Source organism: Rhizobium altiplani, from assembly GCF_001542405.1.
Classification (GTDB): Bacteria; Pseudomonadota; Alphaproteobacteria; order Rhizobiales; family Rhizobiaceae; genus Rhizobium; species Rhizobium altiplani.
Window position 1 is genome coordinate 107,853 of the sequence record NZ_LNCD01000082.1, and the last position, 17,551, is coordinate 125,403.

The window sequence follows — 17,551 nt, forward strand, 5'->3', positions numbered from 1 at the left end:
CGCGCGGACCTTCATTTCCAGTGTAAGTGCGGAACGGCCCTCCCTGAAAAGGGAAGGCCGTTCGGATGTTACTCAGCAGCTTCCGCGTAGCTCTCAACCGGCGGGCAGGTACAAATCAGGTTGCGGTCGCCGAAGACGTTGTCGACGCGGTTGACCGGTGACCAGTACTTGTCGACGCGGAAGGCGCCGGGTGGGAAGCAGGCCTGTTCGCGCGAATAAGGACGATCCCATTCGCCGACGAGATCCTCGACTGTGTGCGGGGCGTTCTTCAGCGGGTTATTGACCTTGTCCGAGCGACCTTCCTCGATGTCGCGGGCCTCCTGGCGGATCGCCAGCATCGCCTCGCAAAAGCGGTCGAGTTCGGCTTTGGTTTCCGACTCCGTTGGCTCGATCATGAGCGTGCCGGCGACCGGCCAGCTCATGGTCGGGGCGTGGAAGCCGCAGTCGATCAGGCGCTTTGCGACGTCGTCGACCGTCACGCCGGCGCTATCGACCAGCGGGCGCGTGTCAATGATGCACTCATGCGCCACGCGCCCGGCCTCGGACTTGTAGAGCACGTCGTAGGCGCCCTTCAGCCGTGCGGCGATGTAGTTGGCGTTGAGGATCGCCACCTTCGTTGCCTGCGTCAGGCCTTCGCCGCCCATCATCAGGCAGTAGCTCCAGGAGATCGGCAGGATCGATGCCGAGCCGAAAGCCGCAGCCGATACCGCGCCCTTACGACCGTCGGTTTCCAGATGACCCGGAAGGTAGGGTGCCAGATGCGCCTTGACGCCGATCGGACCCATGCCCGGGCCGCCGCCGCCATGCGGGATACAGAACGTCTTGTGCAAGTTGAGGTGGCTGACGTCGGAACCGATGTCACCAGGGCGGGACAAGCCGACCATGGCGTTCATGTTGGCACCGTCGAGATAAACCTGGCCACCATGCGTGTGCACGAGGTCGCAGATTTCCTTGACGGTTTCCTCGAAGACGCCGTGTGTCGACGGGTAGGTGATCATGCAGCAGGAGAGGTTCACCGAATACTGCTCCGCCTTGGCGCGGAAATCATCCATGTCGATGTCGCCGTTCTCACGAACCTTGACGACCACGACCTTCATGCCGACCATCTGTGCCGAGGCAGGATTGGTGCCGTGCGCCGACGTCGGGATGAGGCAAACGTCGCGATGGCCGTTGCCGTTGGCGATATGGTAGTTGCGGATCGTCAGCAGCCCAGCATATTCGCCCTGCGCGCCGGAGTTCGGCTGCATGGAGAAGGCATCATAGCCGGTTACGGCGCAGAGCTTTTCCGTCAGATCGTCGATCATCTCGCGATAACCGCGCGCCTGATCGGCTGGAACATACGGATGAATATCCGAGAACTCAGGCCAGGTGATCGGCAGCATTTCCGCTGTAGCGTTCAGCTTCATCGTGCAGGAGCCGAGCGGGATCATCGCGCGATCGAGCGCCAGATCGCGGTCCGACAGCCGGCGGATGTAACGGGTCATCTCGCTTTCGGCGCGGTTCATGTGGAAGATCGGATGCGTCAGGTACTCGCTGGTGCGGGCGAGGCCCTTCGGCAGGCGATAGCTCGGCTCGAAGTCGCCGACAGCAAAATTGCCGCCGAAGGCGCGCCAGACGGCTTCCAGCGTTGCCGGGCGCGTACGCTCGTCAAGGCTCATGCCGATCTTCGTCGCGCCGACCTTGCGCAGGTTCACACCTTCGGCGACGGCTGCCCGCATGATGAGGCCCTGCATATGGCCGACATCGACGGTAATGGTGTCGAAGAAAGTTTCGGGCTCGATGGTGTAGCCGAGCTTTTCCAGGCCTTTGGCCATCAGCACGGCCTTCTGATGAACCTGCTGTGCGATCGCCTTGATGCCCTTCGGGCCATGGAAGACGGCGTACATCGAGGCCATGACGGCAAGCAGCACCTGCGCTGTGCAAATGTTCGACGTCGCCTTTTCGCGACGAATATGCTGTTCGCGGGTCTGCAGCGACAGGCGATAGGCGCGGTTACCGCGAGCATCGACGGAAACACCGACGAGACGGCCGGGCATGGAGCGCTTGTGTGCGTCCTTGACCGACATGTAGGCCGCATGCGGGCCGCCATATCCAACAGGAACGCCGAAGCGCTGAGAATTGCCGATGGCGATGTCGGCGCCCATTTCCCCGGGTGACTTCAGAAGCGTCAGAGCCAGGATGTCGGCTGCGACGATCGCGATGGCACCGGTCTGATGCAGGCGCGAAATCAGGCCGGTGAAATCATGAACATGGCCATGCGTGCCCGGATACTGAAAGATGGCGCCGAAGACGTCGACCGGGTCCAGATCGGTGAACGGATTGCCGACGATGACGCTCCAGCCGAGCGGTTCTGCGCGGGTCTTGATCAGCTCGATCGTCTGCGGATGGCAGGCGGCATCTACGAAGAAGGCCTTCGCCTTCGACTTGGAGACGCGCTCCGCCATTGCCATGCCCTCGGCAGCAGCAGTCGCTTCATCGAGCAGCGAGGCGTTGGCGACATCGAGACCGGTGAGGTCGCAGATCATGGTCTGGTAATTGAGCAGCGCCTCGAGGCGGCCCTGACTGATTTCCGGCTGGTAGGGCGTATAGGCCGTATACCAGGCGGGGTTTTCCAGGATGGTGCGCTGGATAACCGGCGGCGTGATCGTGCCGTAATAGCCTTGGCCAATCAGCGAGACGAGCACCTTGTTCATGTTGGCCGTCTCGCGCAGCTTGTCGAGCGCCTCGCGTTCCGTCATCGGCGCGCCCCAGACAAGCGGCGCCTTCTGACGGATGGAGGGCGGCACGGTGGCGTCGATCAGCCCGTCGAGGCTGCTGTAGCCGATGACACCAAGCATGTCAGCCATTTCAGCCGGCGAGGGGCCAATATGGCGACGGTTGGCGAAGTCATACGGCTGGTAGTCTGTAAACTGGAATTCGGTCGGCGTCGTCATTAGGCGGTGAGCTCCTTGTAGGCCGCTTCATCGAGCAGGCCATCGGCATCGGTGGCGTTTGCCAGCTTCAGCTTGAAGAACCAGCCGGCGCCCTGGGGATCGGAATTGACCAGCGACGGATCGGCGACGATCGCAGGATTGACTTCGGTGATCTCACCATCGAGCGGACAATAGACGTCGGAAGCAGCCTTGACGGACTCGACGGTGGCCGCGTTGTCGTTCTTGGAGAAGGTGGCGCCAACTTCAGGCAGTTCGACGAAAACGAGGTCGCCAAGCTGATCGACGGCATAATTGGTAATACCGACCGTTGCGACAGCGCCTTCGATTTTCAACCACTCGTGTTCTTCGGTAAATTTCAGCATGATTGTTCTCTCCGGAAAATGTTTCAGCGTTTGTAGGTCGGTGTGATGAAGGGAAGGGCGCTGACCGTGACAGGCAGGTATTTGCCGCGCACTTCGGCGTAAACTTGCGTTCCAACGGCTGCGTGGGGAAGCTGCACATAACCCATCGCAACGGGCCCCTCGACCGAGGGGCCGAAGCCACCCGAGGTCACTTCGCCGATTTCCGTCTTGCCTTCGGAATCCGCAAAGAGCTTGGCGTGGCCGCGAACCGGGGCCTTGCCCTCGGGCTTCAGGCCGACACGCCGGCGGGTCGCGCCGCTTTCCAACTCGCGCAGAATGCGATCAGCGCCGGGGAAACCGCCGGCGCGAGTGCCGCCGGACTTGCGGGCCCTCTGCATTCCCCATTCAAGCGCGGCTTCCACGGGCGTGGTGGTCGTGTCGATGTCGTTGCCATACAGGCAGAGGCCGGCCTCAAGGCGCAGGCTGTCACGAGCGCCAAGCCCGATCGGCGCGACGTCCGGATGTTCAAGCAACCGCTTGGCGACATCCTCCGCCTTGTCTTTGGGAATGGAGATTTCGAAGCCGTCCTCGCCGCTGTAGCCGGAGCGGGAGACCAGACAGGAAACGTCGTGCAGCCGGCAGTGGCGCACGTCCATGAATTTCATCGCGGCGACATCTGCCCACAGTTCCGCGAGCACCTCGACGGAGCGCGGTCCCTGGAGGGTGATCAGCGCGCGATCAAGGAGCGTGATGTCGCAGCTATCGCCGATATGCTTCTGGAGATGGGCAAGGTCGTCATCCTTGCAGGCCGCATTGACGACGACGAACAAGTGATCGTCGAGATGGGTGATCATAAGGTCGTCGAGAATTCCGCCGTTCTCATCGGTGAAGAAACCGTAGCGTTGGCGACCTTCCGCGAGGCCGAGGATATCGACCGGAACGAGGCTTTCCAGCGCCAGCGCGGCGTCCTCATACTTTCCGGACTTTGCCTTGATGACGACCTGGCCCATATGGGACACGTCGAAAACACCGGCGGACGTGCGGGTCTGGATGTGCTCCTTCATCACACCGGCCGGATATTGCACCGGCATGTCATAGCCCGCAAACGGCACCATACGGGCGCCAAGTGACAAATGCAGCTGATGCAGCGGGGTTTTCTTGAGGGCAGCAGTATCGTCCAACGACGCCTCCGGGGTTTGCGCCTGGAATTCCATGCGCGGGCTCAAATCTTCAGACGCAGTTGCGCCTTGTACTTCGAGCCCCCTCTGTCCCTGTGCCTGAGATTGTTATCCCTTCGGCGAGCGTTTCGAGAACGCTTCTCTCCAGAGTTCCGTCTGCCCCTTGCTGGTCCTTTGGCCTGAGAGTTTCCGGGGCGGTTGCTCCTTCGGCACCGGTCGTAGACGACCAGCTTCTCCCAACAAGGTCGAGGGCAATTATCTGGCCAGGGCTGTAGTTGGCAAGGGGGAATGTCGCCGCCGAACAAATTTTTGTCGCGCGCTCCTAATGATAGGTCGCTGCGGGTGAGAAAATCCGGCGACGCTCAGCTCTCGCTGTAGAATTCCAGGGCCTGTTTCAACCCGGCCTGCGGCTGCCTTTGCCCCATTGTCATGAGATCCAGCGCAACTTCCGTCGATTGAATGATATTGGCGGGCTCTTCGACGTCCTGGCCGCTGGCTGCCTTGGTTTGACGATCGGCGGCGCGGCGAGACTCTTTGGCAGAGGTGCTTGCGGACACACGCTGTGGAATCCGAAGCGTTTCAAACGCTGCGGCGGCGGTGCTTGCGGATATGCTGCCAACCAAGACTGTCATGGTGACACGATAAGGCGCGGGGGTTCTTAACTGGCTAAATCAACCGCTAGCATTTTATGCATCTTGATCTTCCCCGCAGATGATTGGAATGTCCCGCGCGTCAAAACAGAGTAGATCCATGATTCAGGCCTTCCTTGTCGCCGTCGGCGGTGCGATCGGTTCCGTGCTTAGATACTATGTCGGCCAGTTGGCTCTCAGGATTGCAGGGCCGGCATTTCCGTGGGGGACACTGACCGTCAACGTTGTTGGCTGCTTCATCATCGGCGTATTCGCGGAGATGATCGTCCGGCGCTTCGATGCCTCGCCGGAATTGCGCCTGCTACTGATCACCGGCTTCCTCGGCGGTCTTACAACCTTCTCCTCGTTCTCGCTCGATGCAATTTCGCTCTGCGAGCGTGGCGCAACTGTCGCCAGCGCGATCTATATCGCTGCCAGCGTCGGCCTCTCCTTGGCCGCCGTGATCGGCGGACTGGCACTCATGCGCGCGATCTTGTGAGATTACGGTTTCCGTTTTCGGCAAAAATGCTCTAAAGCCAGCCGCAAAGGCCGCGCCGTGCGCGGAAACCATTTTCCGAAAGATGACGTATGGCGGGTATTGAACACAAAAAGGTGGAGCCGGATGAGGCGGGCATGCGGCTCGACCGCTGGTTCAAGGTGCACTTCCCGGGCCTCGGTTTCGGCCCGCTCCAGAAGCTGCTTCGCTCCGGACAGGTTCGCGTCGACGGTGGGCGAGTGAAAAGCGACACGCGTGTGCAGCCCGGACAGATGGTGCGCGTGCCACCGCTTGATGTCGATGCCAAGGCGAAAACCGGACCGATCGCTGGCCGCGATCTCAAGCACTCCGGCGATTTCGAACTGTTGTCGCGGATGGTGCTGCACGAAGACGACAAGGTCATCGTCCTTAACAAGCCCGCGGGCCTTGCGGTGCAGGGCGGCTCAGGCGTGACACGCCATATCGACAAGATGCTCGAAGCCTGGACCAGTCCGAAAGGCGAGAAGCCGCGCCTGGTACATCGCTTGGACAGGGACACATCGGGTGTCCTGGTCATCGCACGCACCCGCGGCGCCGCCCAGAAGCTGACAGCCGCCTTTCGGGAACGCGACACGAAGAAGACCTACTGGTCGCTCGTGAAGGGGGTACCGCGCAAGCGCGAGGACAAGATCTCGACTTGGCTTGTGAAGGAAGCAACGCCGGATGGCGACCGCATGCGGATTGCCAAGCATGGTGAGGAAGGCGCCGACCACGCCGTTTCCTACTACCGCGTGGTCGAGACGGCGGCGCAGAGGCTCGCCTGGCTTGAAATGGAGCCCTATACCGGCCGTACGCATCAGCTTCGCGTCCATGCGCTCCATATCGGTCACCCGATCATTGGGGATCCCAAATATTTCGACGATGATCCGAACTGGGATTTTCCCGGCGGCGTTCAAAAGCGACTGCACCTGCACGCACGCCACATCGACATCCCGCATCCGTCCGGAGGGCGCCTTCGCATCACCGCGCCGCTGCCTCCGCATATGGTCCAGACCTGGAACCTGCTGGGATTTGATGAGAACTCTGCCGACGGAGCCGATGACGAATGAGACTGGCGCTCTTCGATTGTGACGGCACGCTGGTCGACAGCGCAGCACTGATCCATGAGGTGATGGCGCGGACCTTCGTGCACTTCGGATACGATAGGCCGGATGTCTCGTTGACGAAGTCGATCATCGGACTGACGCTGGATATCGCCATTGCGCGGATGCAGGGAAAGCCGCACGTGGACGACGAAGCGATCGCGATGACGGCACACTACAAGACGATCTATGCCGGTGTTCGTGACGAACCTGGAATGGACGTGCCGCTGTTCAATGGCATCAGGCCGTTGATCGATGAATTGGCGCAGAACGATGACATCCTGATCGGAGCGGTAACGGGCAAGTCGCGTCGCGGTCTTGTCCACATTCTCGAAACACACGGTTTCGCACCCCATTTTATCGTTTCGCGCACGGCTGACGACTGCCCATCGAAGCCCCATCCAGCTATGGTAATGGAGTGCTGCAGCGAGATCGGCATGAATCCCGCCGATGCGATTGTTATCGGCGATGCCATCTACGATATGCAGATGGCGAAGGCCGCGGGCGCGAAAGCGGTTGGCGTGTCGTGGGGCTATGCGAGCGTGGACGATCTGGTGTCTGCAGGGGCCGACGGCATTGTTCGTCACCCGAGTGACGTTTTGAAGCATTTTTCCTGAGGTGAAGCATGCGTGATCTGTTGAACGACCTGGCGGAAGGATTGAGCCATCCGGACCCTATTCGCCGTGCCCAGATCCAGATGAAGAAGCCGTTGCCGAAGCGCTTCTACAAGGCTGTCACGATCGCGGAAGTCGACGAAGGCCATTCCATCGAGCTGGACGGCAAGGCCATTCGTACGCCAGCGCGCAAACTGCTTGTTGTCGCGACGAAGCCACTTGCGGAGCTTTTGGTACACGAATGGGAGGCGCAGGTTGAGGTGATCGACCCCTCGACCATGCCTGTGACTCGGCTCGTCAACACCGCCATCGACGGAGTTGCAGCCGACACGCAAGCCGTCTTCGACGATATCGTGCGCTTCTCCTCGAGCGATCTGCTTTGCTATCGTGCCGAAGCCCCGCAAGCCCTCGTCGAGCGCCAGAGAGATCTTTGGGACCCGGTGCTCGATTGGGCCGGCAACTCGCTCGGCGCGCGCTTCATCCTGATCGAAGGCGTCATGCACCATGACCAGCCGCCGGAAGCAATTTCTGCGTATTCCGCAGCATTGAGGCGGCACGACGATGCGACGACCCTGGCGGCCTTGCACACCATCACGACACTGACCGGCTCCGCGCTGCTGGCGCTTGCCTTCGCCGATGGCACTCTGCCGGCGGACAAGGTTTGGTCGCTCGCGCATCTCGATGAGGATTGGACGATCGAGCATTGGGGCAGTGACGAAGAAGCCGAAGAGCGGCGCGCGAAGCGCTTTGAGGACTTCAAAGCCGCTGCGGACGTTTTTTTGGCCTTGAAGGGCTGAAACATATTGCGTTGAGCCGGGTTATCGCGAAAATCTGCGAGTCTATTGGGGGCGGATGCGGATTTTCTTAATGAGCTGGGTCAAGTCGTGCTTTTTACCGGTGGCGCTGGTTTGCATCGCGCTTGCCTCGTGCTCGATTTTCGCAAAGGAGCAACCCACCCCGGTCTATGACGTGCGAAGCGCTGTCGTTGTCAGCGCGCAGAAGATCCCGCCAGCAATCCTTGCCGGTGTCGGCGATCGGGTAAATGCCGCGATAAACGCTACGGTGCGAACAGACGTCTATCCGCGCGTTGTGCTGACAATCCGGATCCTTTTTGTCGAAAAGGGCCAGGGCTTCGACAAGAGCCGGAATGTCGCAAAGGTCAGCGTCGATGCCGCCTCCGTCGACGATGGTTCGGTCATCGCCGTCAGTGCGTTTGAAGTGACAAGCTTCTCCAGTAGTCCAACGGCAGCCGACGAGATCCTCGCCGAGGATATCGCCGCTCGCATTCGTTCCGCTTTCTCACTGAGCGCCGGACGCGCTTGAACCAGCCGCGTGATCCGCGGCGAGGAGTATCCATGAAGGAAATTCTTGAGGAACTCGAACGCCGGCGCGGCATTGCACGGCTCGGTGGAGGCAAGGTGCGTATCGACGCGCAGCATCAGCGCGGCAAGCTGACGGCACGTGAGCGGATCGATCTTTTCCTGGACGAAGACTCCTTTGAGGAGTTCGACATGTTTGTCGAGCATCGATCCAACGATTTTGGCATGGACAAGACGCGGATCGCCGGTGACGGCGTGGTCACCGGTTGGGGAACGGTGAACGGGCGAACGGTATTCGTCTTCGCAAAGGACTTCACGGTGTTCGGCGGTTCTCTCTCGGAAGCGCATGCCGAGAAGATCATGAAGGTTCAGGATATGGCGCTCAAGAACAGAGCGCCGATCATCGGCATCTATGATGCCGGCGGCGCGCGTATCCAGGAAGGCGTGGCGGCGCTGGGCGGGTATGCGGAGGTCTTTCAGCGCAATGTGCTCGCCTCCGGCGTCATTCCGCAAATCTCGGTCATCATGGGTCCATGTGCCGGCGGTGACGTCTACTCGCCCGCCATGACCGATTTCATCTTCATGGTCCGTGATACCTCCTACATGTTCGTGACCGGCCCCGACGTGGTGAAGACGGTGACGAATGAGACCGTCACCGCGGAAGAGCTCGGTGGCGCCTCGGTGCATACGACCAAATCCTCGATTGCCGACGGCGCCTACGACAATGACGTCGAGGCGTTGCTGCAGGTTCGGCGACTCATCGACGTGCTACCGCAGTCGAACACATCACCGGTGCCTGAAATCGAATGTTACCAGTCGGTGACAGATGCCGATGCATCGCTCGACACACTGGTGCCAGCGAACGCGAGCAAGCCCTACGACATCAAGGAATTGATCCTAAAGACGGTGGATGAGGGTGATTTCTTCGAGATCCAGGCGAGCTTCGCCAAGAATATCGTCTGCGGCTTCGGTCGGATCGAAGGCTCGACCGTCGGTTTCGTGGCAAACCAGCCGATGGTGCTCGCCGGCGTGCTCGACAGCGATGCGTCGCGAAAGGCAGCCCGGTTCGTCCGCTTCTGCGACTGCTTCAACATTCCGATCGTAACCTTTGTAGACGTGCCCGGCTTCCTGCCTGGAACCGCCCAGGAATATGGCGGGCTGATCAAGCATGGTGCGAAACTGCTGTTCGCCTATGCGGAGGCGACGGTGCCGAAGCTCACCGTCATCACGCGCAAGGCGTTCGGCGGGGCCTATGACGTCATGGCATCCAAGCATTTGAGGGGGGACTTGAACTACGCTTGGCCGACGGCTCAGATCGCCGTGATGGGCGCGAAGGGGGCCGTCGAAATCATCTTCCGCAAGGATATCGCCGATCCCGAAAAGATCAGCGCGCATACGAAGATGTACGAAGATCGGTTCCTTTCTCCGTTCGTCGCTGCCGAGCGCGGTTACGTGGACGAGGTCATCATGCCGCATTCCACACGCCGACGGCTGGCGCGGGGCCTAAAGATGCTTCGCAATAAAGACCTGAGCAATCCTTGGAAGAAGCACGACAATATTCCGCTTTAAGGAGAATAAAGTGGGGAAAGCCAAGGAAAATCAACAGGAAGTGATCGCCCGTCAACGATCCGTGTCTTCTTTCCTCTTGGCGAAGCAGCTAACCCTCCGCTGTCTTTATTCAAAAGGAGAGTCTACATGGAACGACTGAGCGCCTACCAGTCCTACGCGCTTGCCGCTCTGCGCATCATCACTGCGCTGCTGTTTATCGAGCATGGAACGATGAAGCTTTTCGCGTTCCCGGCCGCGCAGATGGACGGCCCGCTGCCGCCCTTGCTGCTGGTCGCCGCTTTGCTCGAAGTGGTCGGTGGCCTGCTGGTGCTGATCGGGCTGTTTACGCGGCCGGTCGCCTTCATCCTTTCGGGCCAGATGGCTGTTGCCTACTTCATGGCGCACGGATCGAAAGCGTTCTGGCCGGCTCTGAACGGTGGCGAGGCGGCAATTCTGTTCAGCTTCATCTTCCTGTTCATCTTCTTCGCTGGCCCCGGTGCTCTGTCGGTCGAGGGGCGCAAGGCCTCCGCCTGATGCAATAAAATGCCGTGGCCGGCTTTACCGGCCGCGGCTGCGGCTGCGGCTCGCTACCCGTTTTTTTGCCGCCTCAGGCAAGACGCTCCGCGTGCCACTTCAGATGATCGTCCATGAAGGTCGAAATGAAGTAGTAGGAGTGATCGTAGCGCTCGTGCAGGCGCAGGGTAAGCTTGATGTCAGTATCCTTCACAGCCTCTTCGAACAGCCATGGACGCAGCCCGCTCTCCAGGAAGCCATCGGCCTTGCCTTGGTCAATCAGGAACTCGGGAAAACGTGCGCCGTCGCTTACCAAGGCGCAGGCATCATATTTCCGCCAGGTGGCACGGTCGGAGCCCAGATATTTCTCAAACGCTGGGGCCGACCAATCCGCGGTCGAAGGCTCCACGATGGGCGCAAAAGCCGAGCAGCTCTTGAACCGATCTGGGTTCCGGAGCGCGATGGTCATGGCACCGTGACCGCCCATCGAGTGACCGAAGATGCCCTGGCGGCTCATGTCCATGCGGAAGTGTTGGCTAACATAGGCCGGAAGTTCTTCGGTGATGTAGGTGTACGTCTGATAGTTTTCCGACCAAGGCCTTTCCGTCGCATCGAGATAGAAACCGGCGCCTTGGCCCATCTGCCAATTGGTAAGCTCATCCGGGACGTCATTGCCGCGCGGGCTCGTGTCCGGGCAAATGACGATCAGGCCGAGCTCTGCAGCCATGCGCCGATATTCGCCCTTTTCCATAACGTTTGCATGCGTGCAGGTTAGGCCTGAGAGATACCAGACAACCGGGCAGGGCTCCTTGATGGCCTTTGGTGGGACGAAAACTGCAAAAGTCATGTCGCACTTGCAGGCGTCGGATTCGTGCGTGAAAACACCCTGCATGCCACCAAAGGCAGTCGTCTGTGAAATTATGTTCATTCTTTATCGTCCGTTTTTGGGGTAAGAGCCTTGGCCCGGCGGCACAGGCGATCGAAAGTTTCGAGGAAGCGGGAGCGATCCTTCGGGCCGAAGGCCGCATTGTAACCCTTGCTTTCGCCGGTCTCTCTCAGGTGAGCGCCGAGATCGCGCATAGCGCTCGCCATGCCGATATTGGTATGGTCGAAGACCCGACCCGTCGGACCGCTGACGAGCGCGCCAGTTGCCACGCAACGGACCGCGAGCGGGACATCGGCAGTGACGACCACGTCACCGACACTGGCATGCTCGGCAATCCAGTTGTCGGCGGCATCGAACGAGGCCGAGACGATGACATTGTGCACCATCGGATCGCGGGAAGGACGCAGACCGGAATTCGCCACGAAGGTCACTTCCATGTCGTGGCGCTCGGCGACCTTGAGGATTTCCGGCTTCACCGGGCAGGCGTCTGCATCGACATAAATCATGAATTTCAATCTGCTTTGATGGAAACGCTAGGAGGCCCCGACGGGCGCGTAGCGGCGGTTCGTTCGGGGTCTCATAATCCGACGGCTGCCATTCGTTCAAGACGTCAGGCTTCCTTCAGTGTGCCTGCCTTTTTCGCCACCCAGGTTGCGATGACATCCATCAGCGTTGGGTTCAGGCAATCATAGGGCGTGAGGCCTAGCTCGTTCAGGCGACCGCGGACACCTGCCATCGCCGAAGGCGGCGTGCCGGATTCGATGATCGACGACACGAAGGCCGCGAATGTCGGCTCCGGCCAGCCACTCTCCTGAAAGCGTTCCGGATGAATGAAATCGAGCCCTTTGAAGGCATGTTCGCGCTCCACCGGTCCGTACATATGAACGCCGCAGGCCTTGCAGGCATGGCGCTGGATCAGCGCATCCGGATCGACGACCTGCAGCTTGTCGCCATTTTCCAGCACCGTGACGTTCTCATGCGGGGTCACGGCGACCACTGAAAAAGCCGCTCCCTTCGGCTTCCAGCATTTCGTGCAGCCGCAGGCGTGATTGTGCGCGATAGTACCCTTGATAGCGACCTTCACAGGACGGTCGACGCAGGCGCAGACCAGCGTGCCGCCGTTGAAATTTGCCTGGCCCTTTTTCACACCGCCGTCGAGGGCGGGGTGCAGCGATACTTGACTTGGCATGTTCAGCTCCTCCTCCTTAGCTGCCCACGGCTCCCAAATCAGGATCAATTTGCGAAAAAGCCGCAGGCCATTTTAAAGTCGCGCCGCATTCCGTCGTCCTCGCCTCAATACAGTACCACGCTTCGGATGCTTTCGCCGGAATGCATGAGTTCGAAGCCCTTGTTGATGTCTTCGAGCGGCATGGTGTGGGTGATCATCGGATCGATCTCGATCTTGCCCTGCATGTACCAATCGACGATCTTCGGCACATCGGTGCGGCCCCGTGCGCCGCCAAAGGCCGTGCCCATCCAGGAGCGACCGGTGACCAGCTGGAACGGCCGGGTAGAGATCTCCTGGCCGGCACCCGCAACACCGATGACCACGGACTTGCCCCAGCCGCGATGCGATGATTCCAGCGCCTGACGCATGACCTTGGTGTTGCCGGTGCAGTCGAAGGTATAGTCGGCGCCACCGATCTGGTCGGCGCCGCGCTTCGTCATGTTGACGAGGTAAGGCACGATGTCGTCGCCGACCTCCTTCGGGTTGACGAAATGCGTCATGCCGAAGCGCTCGCCCCAGGCCTTCTTGTCGTTGTTGAGATCAACGCCGATGATCATGTCGGCGCCGGCGAGGCGCAGGCCCTGGATGACGTTAAGGCCGATGCCGCCGAGACCGAAGACGATCGCGGTCGCGCCCATCTCCACCTTGGCGGTGTTGATGACGGCGCCGATGCCCGTGGTTACGCCGCAGCCGATATAGCAGATCTTGTCGAAGGGTGCGTCGGGATTGACCTTGGCGACGGCGATCTCCGGCAGCACCGTGTAGTTGGCGAAGGTTGAGCAGCCCATATAGTGGTGGATCTTGTCCTTGCCGATCGAGAAGCGCGAAGTGCCATCCGGCATCAGCCCCTGGCCCTGTGTCGAGCGGATGGCGGTGCACAGATTGGTCTTGCGCGACAGGCAGGACGGGCATTCGCGGCATTCCGGCGTGTAGAGCGGAATGACATGGTCACCCTTCTTCACCGAGGTCACACCTGGACCGACATCGACGACGATGCCGGCGCCCTCATGGCCGAGGATCGCCGGAAACAGACCTTCCGGATCGGCGCCCGAGAGGGTGAAATCATCCGTGTGGCAGATGCCGGTCGCTTTCACCTCGACCAGCACTTCGCCGGCTCGCGGGCCCTCCAACTGAACGGTCATCACTTCAAGCGGTTTTCCAGCCTGTACGGCAACGGCGGCGCGAACGTCCATGTCAGATGCTCCTACTGATTTGATTGGGCGGAGCTTTGCACGCACGACGCGGCCCGCTCAAGGGAAAACTGTCCGTGGGCGCGAGTTTCCGCCTCGAATAGGCTGATTGCGCCAATCCCTATACGGCCTGCGTCAAAAGAGTTTTTCAGTTGCGAAAATAATGGCATAGCCATGCACCGCGATGGCCGCGTAGAGGCCGAAGGCAACCAGCATGCGCTCGCCGTCCTTCATCTCTTCGAGCATCTGGCGCGGCTTCACGGAAGCGCCGCTGACGAGGCTAACAAGCGTGAAAACGAGCAGGCCCGCGGTTAGCACGTTCGCCGGCAAACCGATCTCGAATCCGATGCCGAGAATGCACAGGGTGACAGCAAAACTGGCCGCAATCTGCGACCTTCGCGTGCGGAAAATTTGCCGGAGCACCTGGCCGCCGTCGAAACGGTGCATCGGCAGCAGGTTCAGCAGGTTGAAAGCGCCGAGGATCAACAGGAAGATGAGCAGAGGTCCACGTGACGCCAAGGGCAGCAGACCGGCATCGGCGAGCTGCGTGGCGACCGCGAGGATCGGGACAAGGAAAGCCGACATTCCTGCACCCATAAGGGCGCAGGTCGCCACCTCGAATAGCGACAGGTAGGGCCTCCCGCCGACCGCGATGCCACCCAGCAATGGTACGAAGATCATCCTGACGGATGCGTGACCGAACATCCGGTAGGCCGCCATATGCCCGAGTTCATGGAAGACAATGACAAGAGTCAGGAATGTCGAGAGCATCAGGCCACCTGCATCGAACCCAAGGAAGGGCCAGAGCAGCAGTGTCGACAACACCGCAAGACCGCCTTGGACCAGAGGTCGCTCAAAGTAGCCCTGTGGCAGCGACTCGCCTGTTTTCAACCATCCATCGAGCGCCTTCATTTCCCGGCGCAGGACGAAATAGCGGAACAAGAGGAACGCCAAGCCACGGTAGCGGTCGGTCTGTTCGATTTCCAGCAGCGCACCATCGGGTGTCGGTCGAATCATACGGCGCTCCCGGTAGTGGTCCCAGAATGTGGGATCCAGCGTGCTGTCATCGATGATGTGAGCCTGGAAGCCGTGGGCATTGCTCGCCATCCATGGCAACGGTTCCAATGCAAGTAGCCGTCGGGACGGCGCGCCGTTCTTGTCGAGATGCCGGTAGGTCTGTTCCACCACGCCGCGCCGATCGGCAAGGGCGTGACTGCTGATGACCGAGTGGTGCCAGGATGCATCCGGACCGGCGGGGTTCATCGCGTTCCAGAGTCTATCGGGGGAGCATCCGTAGGTCCGGCTGAGGCAAATGGTTCTGCGTCCCAGCGGGATTCGCATCAGAAGCCAGAGAAAACCGAGATTTATGACCAGCAAGAGGGTCGCCGATTGCAGCGCCGTCATTTGCTACCTCCACCGGGCATCCCGCCGGTGGGGCCACGATAGGCGGCCAGCCGTTAACAAAACCTAACCAGCGAGGCAGCAAGAGGCGTTAGCGTCCGTCAGGCAAACTCGAGAATGACGGCATCAACGGCAAGGCTCTCTCCGGGCTTGGCGTTGATCTTGCTGACGACCAAATCGCGCTCGGCGCGCAGCACGTTTTCCATTTTCATGGCTTCGACCACGGCAAGCGTTTCGCCCGCTTTGACTTCCTGGCCCTCGACCACGGCAATCGAAACGACGAGACCAGGCATCGGGCAGAGCAGCAGCTTCGACGTATCCGGCGGAAGCTTCACTGGCATCAGCTTATCGAGTGCGGCATGTCGCGGCGTCAATACCTTGGCTTTCAGCGATATTCCCTGCCAGTCCAGCCGGAGGCCATTGAGAACCGGGCGGATCTGCGCAATCACGCTTTGGCCCGCGACCTTGCCGCGCCAAACGGAATCGCCAGGTCTCCAGTCGGTGACGACATTGGAAATCTTGCCGCCAATCTCGATGTCCATGTCGAACGGGATCGTCACGAGCCCATCGACCAGACGTGCATCGACGTAACTGTCACCCAGCCTGACGGTCCAGTCCTCACGGGTCGCGCCGGAGGGGCCGCGCAAGCGATCGGCGAAGCGCTCCCGACGGTTGGCTTCAACGAGAGACGCAGAAAGAGCGACGGCCGCGAGGGTGGCTTGCTGATGTGCGTCCGGTACCATCGGCGCAAACCCATCAGGGTATTCCTCCGCGATGAAACCGGTCGACAGACGCCCTTCGCGCCAGCGGGGGTGCTTCATCAGCGCGGCCAGGAAGGGGACGTTGTGTTCAATTCCGTCGACGACGAAACCGTCGAGTGCCTCGCCCATCGCCTCGATCGCTTCAAGACGTGTCGGGGCCCAGGTGCAGAGCTTCGCGATCATCGGATCGTAGTACATCGAAATCTCGGCACCTTCGAAAACGCCCGTGTCGTTGCGCACGATGGTGTTGCCGGACTTGCCTTCGGCGGGTGGCCGATATCGCGTTAGGCGGCCGATCGATGGAAGAAAGGTTCGGTAGGGATCCTCGGCATATAACCGGCTCTCGATCGCCCAGCCGTTCAGCTTTATGTCGCTCTGCGTAAAGGGGAGCTTTTCACCGGCTGCAACGCGGATCATCTGTTCGACCAGGTCGATACCCGTCACCAGTTCGGTAACTGGATGTTCGACCTGCAGGCGCGTGTTCATTTCGAGAAAATAGAAACTGCGATCACGATCTACGATGAATTCCACAGTGCCGGCGCTTTGGTAGTCCACGGCGCGGGCGAGCGCGACCGACTGCTCGCCCATTGCCGCGCGAGTTTCGGCATCAAGGAAAGGCGAGGGAGCCTCTTCGACGACTTTCTGGTTGCGGCGCTGGATCGAGCATTCTCGTTCGCCGAGATAGACGACGTTGCCGTGTCCGTCCGCGAGCACCTGGATTTCAATGTGGCGGGGCTCGACAACATATTTTTCGATGAAGACGCGATCGTCGCCAAAGGAACTCTTCGCCTCGGAACGAGCCCGGTCGAAGCCGTCGCGGACTTCCGCTTCGCTCCAGGCAATGCGCATGCCCTTGCCGCCGCCGCCGGCAGAGGCCTTGATCATGACTGGGTAACCGATCTCGGCTGCGATCTTTTCCGCGTGAGATGCATCCTCGATGACGCCGAGATAGCCGGGCACGGTGGAGACCTTGGCGGCATTGGCGAACTTCTTCGACTCGATCTTGTCGCCCATCGCCATGATGGCTTTCGGCTTCGGGCCGATGAAGACAATGCCTTCCTTCTCCAGAGCTTCACAAAACGACGCTCGCTCGGAGAGGAAGCCGTAGCCGGGATGAACCGCTTCGGCGCCCGTCTGTTTGCAGGCAGCGATGATCTTGTTCGCCACGAGGTAGCTTTCGGCCGCCGCAGCGGGACCGATAAGAACGGCCTCATCAGCCATCTCCACGTGGAGTGCATCCCGATCCGCATCCGAGTAGACGGCTACCGTCGCAATTCCCATGCGGCGCGCAGTCTTGATGACGCGGCAAGCGATCTCGCCGCGGTTCGCGATCAGGATTTTCTTGAACATGGAGACTCCACCCAAAACATGCGTTCCGAAGTTTTACGCATAA

17 protein-coding genes and 1 riboswitch are annotated in these 17,551 nt (G+C 60.4%); of the genes, 7 read left to right on the top strand and 10 right to left on the bottom strand.

Going from position 1 to position 17,551, the window contains the following annotated elements; all coding sequences use genetic code 11:
- Nucleotides 1-68 precede the first annotated feature (68 nt).
- The 4 genes from gcvP to AS026_RS18120 all read right to left on the bottom strand — a co-directional run bounded on the left by gcvP (nt 69) and on the right by AS026_RS18120 (nt 5,084).
- Complete coding sequence (gcvP, locus tag AS026_RS18105; RefSeq protein WP_062370852.1) at nt 69-2,933, bottom strand: aminomethyl-transferring glycine dehydrogenase; 2,865 nt, start codon at nt 2,931-2,933, stop codon at nt 69-71.
- Nucleotides 2,933-3,295 (bottom strand): glycine cleavage system protein GcvH, encoded by a 363-nt coding sequence (gcvH, locus tag AS026_RS18110; protein WP_018854919.1) that lies wholly within the window; start codon nt 3,293-3,295, stop codon nt 2,933-2,935. Before gcvH ends, gcvP begins: the two co-directional genes overlap by 1 nt.
- Nucleotides 3,296-3,318: 23 nt before the next feature.
- Nucleotides 3,319-4,455, bottom strand: coding sequence for a glycine cleavage system aminomethyltransferase GcvT (gene gcvT, locus AS026_RS18115; protein ID WP_062371013.1), 1,137 nt, complete (start codon nt 4,453-4,455; stop codon nt 3,319-3,321).
- Nucleotides 4,456-4,609: 154 nt separating this feature from the next.
- Nucleotides 4,610-4,701: riboswitch (glycine riboswitch) on the bottom strand.
- A gap of 113 nt (nt 4,702-4,814) precedes the next feature.
- Nucleotides 4,815-5,084, bottom strand: a complete 270-nt coding sequence (locus AS026_RS18120; RefSeq protein WP_018854921.1) for a hypothetical protein — start codon at nt 5,082-5,084, stop codon at nt 4,815-4,817.
- Between the two features lie 118 nt (nt 5,085-5,202).
- Here AS026_RS18120 and crcB point away from each other — a divergent pair, with 118 nt between their 5' ends.
- The 7 genes from crcB to AS026_RS18155 all read left to right on the top strand — a co-directional run bounded on the left by crcB (nt 5,203) and on the right by AS026_RS18155 (nt 10,713).
- Nucleotides 5,203-5,580 (top strand): fluoride efflux transporter CrcB, encoded by a 378-nt coding sequence (crcB, locus tag AS026_RS18125; RefSeq protein WP_025661163.1) that lies wholly within the window; start codon nt 5,203-5,205, stop codon nt 5,578-5,580.
- 89 nt (nt 5,581-5,669) lie between these two features.
- The gene (locus AS026_RS18130) at nt 5,670-6,665 is read left to right on the top strand and encodes an RluA family pseudouridine synthase (RefSeq protein ID WP_018854923.1); all 996 of its coding nucleotides are present in this window, start codon (nt 5,670-5,672) and stop codon (nt 6,663-6,665) included.
- The gene (locus AS026_RS18135) at nt 6,662-7,315 is read left to right on the top strand and encodes an HAD-IA family hydrolase (protein ID WP_018854924.1); all 654 of its coding nucleotides are present in this window, start codon (nt 6,662-6,664) and stop codon (nt 7,313-7,315) included. Before AS026_RS18130 ends, AS026_RS18135 begins: the two co-directional genes overlap by 4 nt.
- A gap of 8 nt (nt 7,316-7,323) precedes the next feature.
- Entirely contained in the window at nt 7,324-8,109 is a 786-nt protein-coding gene (locus tag AS026_RS18140; protein WP_025661162.1) for an ATP12 family chaperone protein, read from the top strand.
- A gap of 70 nt (nt 8,110-8,179) precedes the next feature.
- Nucleotides 8,180-8,635: a hypothetical protein gene (locus tag AS026_RS18145; RefSeq protein WP_062370854.1), complete on the top strand. Its 456-nt coding sequence runs from the start codon at nt 8,180-8,182 to the stop codon at nt 8,633-8,635.
- Between the two features lie 32 nt (nt 8,636-8,667).
- On the top strand, nt 8,668-10,200 hold the full coding sequence (locus AS026_RS18150; RefSeq protein WP_062370856.1) for an acyl-CoA carboxylase subunit beta: 1,533 nt from the start codon (nt 8,668-8,670) through the stop codon (nt 10,198-10,200).
- A gap of 126 nt (nt 10,201-10,326) precedes the next feature.
- Complete coding sequence (locus AS026_RS18155; RefSeq protein ID WP_018854928.1) at nt 10,327-10,713, top strand: DoxX family protein; 387 nt, start codon at nt 10,327-10,329, stop codon at nt 10,711-10,713.
- Nucleotides 10,714-10,786: 73 nt separating this feature from the next.
- Here the strand turns inward: AS026_RS18155 and fghA are convergent, their stop codons facing one another.
- The 6 genes from fghA to AS026_RS18185 all read right to left on the bottom strand — a co-directional run bounded on the left by fghA (nt 10,787) and on the right by AS026_RS18185 (nt 17,508).
- A complete protein-coding gene (gene fghA / locus AS026_RS18160) occupies nt 10,787-11,620 on the bottom strand; it encodes an S-formylglutathione hydrolase (RefSeq protein WP_025661159.1) in 834 nt (277 codons plus the stop codon).
- On the bottom strand, nt 11,617-12,084 hold the full coding sequence (locus AS026_RS18165) for a YaiI/YqxD family protein (RefSeq protein ID WP_025661158.1): 468 nt from the start codon (nt 12,082-12,084) through the stop codon (nt 11,617-11,619). Before AS026_RS18165 ends, fghA begins: the two co-directional genes overlap by 4 nt.
- Nucleotides 12,085-12,188: 104 nt before the next feature.
- Nucleotides 12,189-12,767 carry an S-(hydroxymethyl)glutathione synthase gene (gene gfa / locus AS026_RS18170; RefSeq protein WP_018854931.1) on the bottom strand — a complete coding sequence of 193 codons (579 nt, stop codon included), beginning with the start codon at nt 12,765-12,767 and terminating at the stop codon, nt 12,189-12,191.
- Between the two features lie 104 nt (nt 12,768-12,871).
- On the bottom strand, nt 12,872-13,999 hold the full coding sequence (locus AS026_RS18175; protein ID WP_018854932.1) for an S-(hydroxymethyl)glutathione dehydrogenase/class III alcohol dehydrogenase: 1,128 nt from the start codon (nt 13,997-13,999) through the stop codon (nt 12,872-12,874).
- A 132-nt stretch (nt 14,000-14,131) separates the two neighbouring features.
- On the bottom strand, nt 14,132-15,400 hold the full coding sequence (locus AS026_RS18180; protein WP_062370858.1) for a zinc metalloprotease: 1,269 nt from the start codon (nt 15,398-15,400) through the stop codon (nt 14,132-14,134).
- A 98-nt stretch (nt 15,401-15,498) separates the two neighbouring features.
- Nucleotides 15,499-17,508 carry an acetyl-CoA carboxylase biotin carboxylase subunit gene (locus AS026_RS18185; RefSeq protein ID WP_062370861.1) on the bottom strand — a complete coding sequence of 670 codons (2,010 nt, stop codon included), beginning with the start codon at nt 17,506-17,508 and terminating at the stop codon, nt 15,499-15,501.
- Nucleotides 17,509-17,551: the final 43 nt, after the last annotated feature.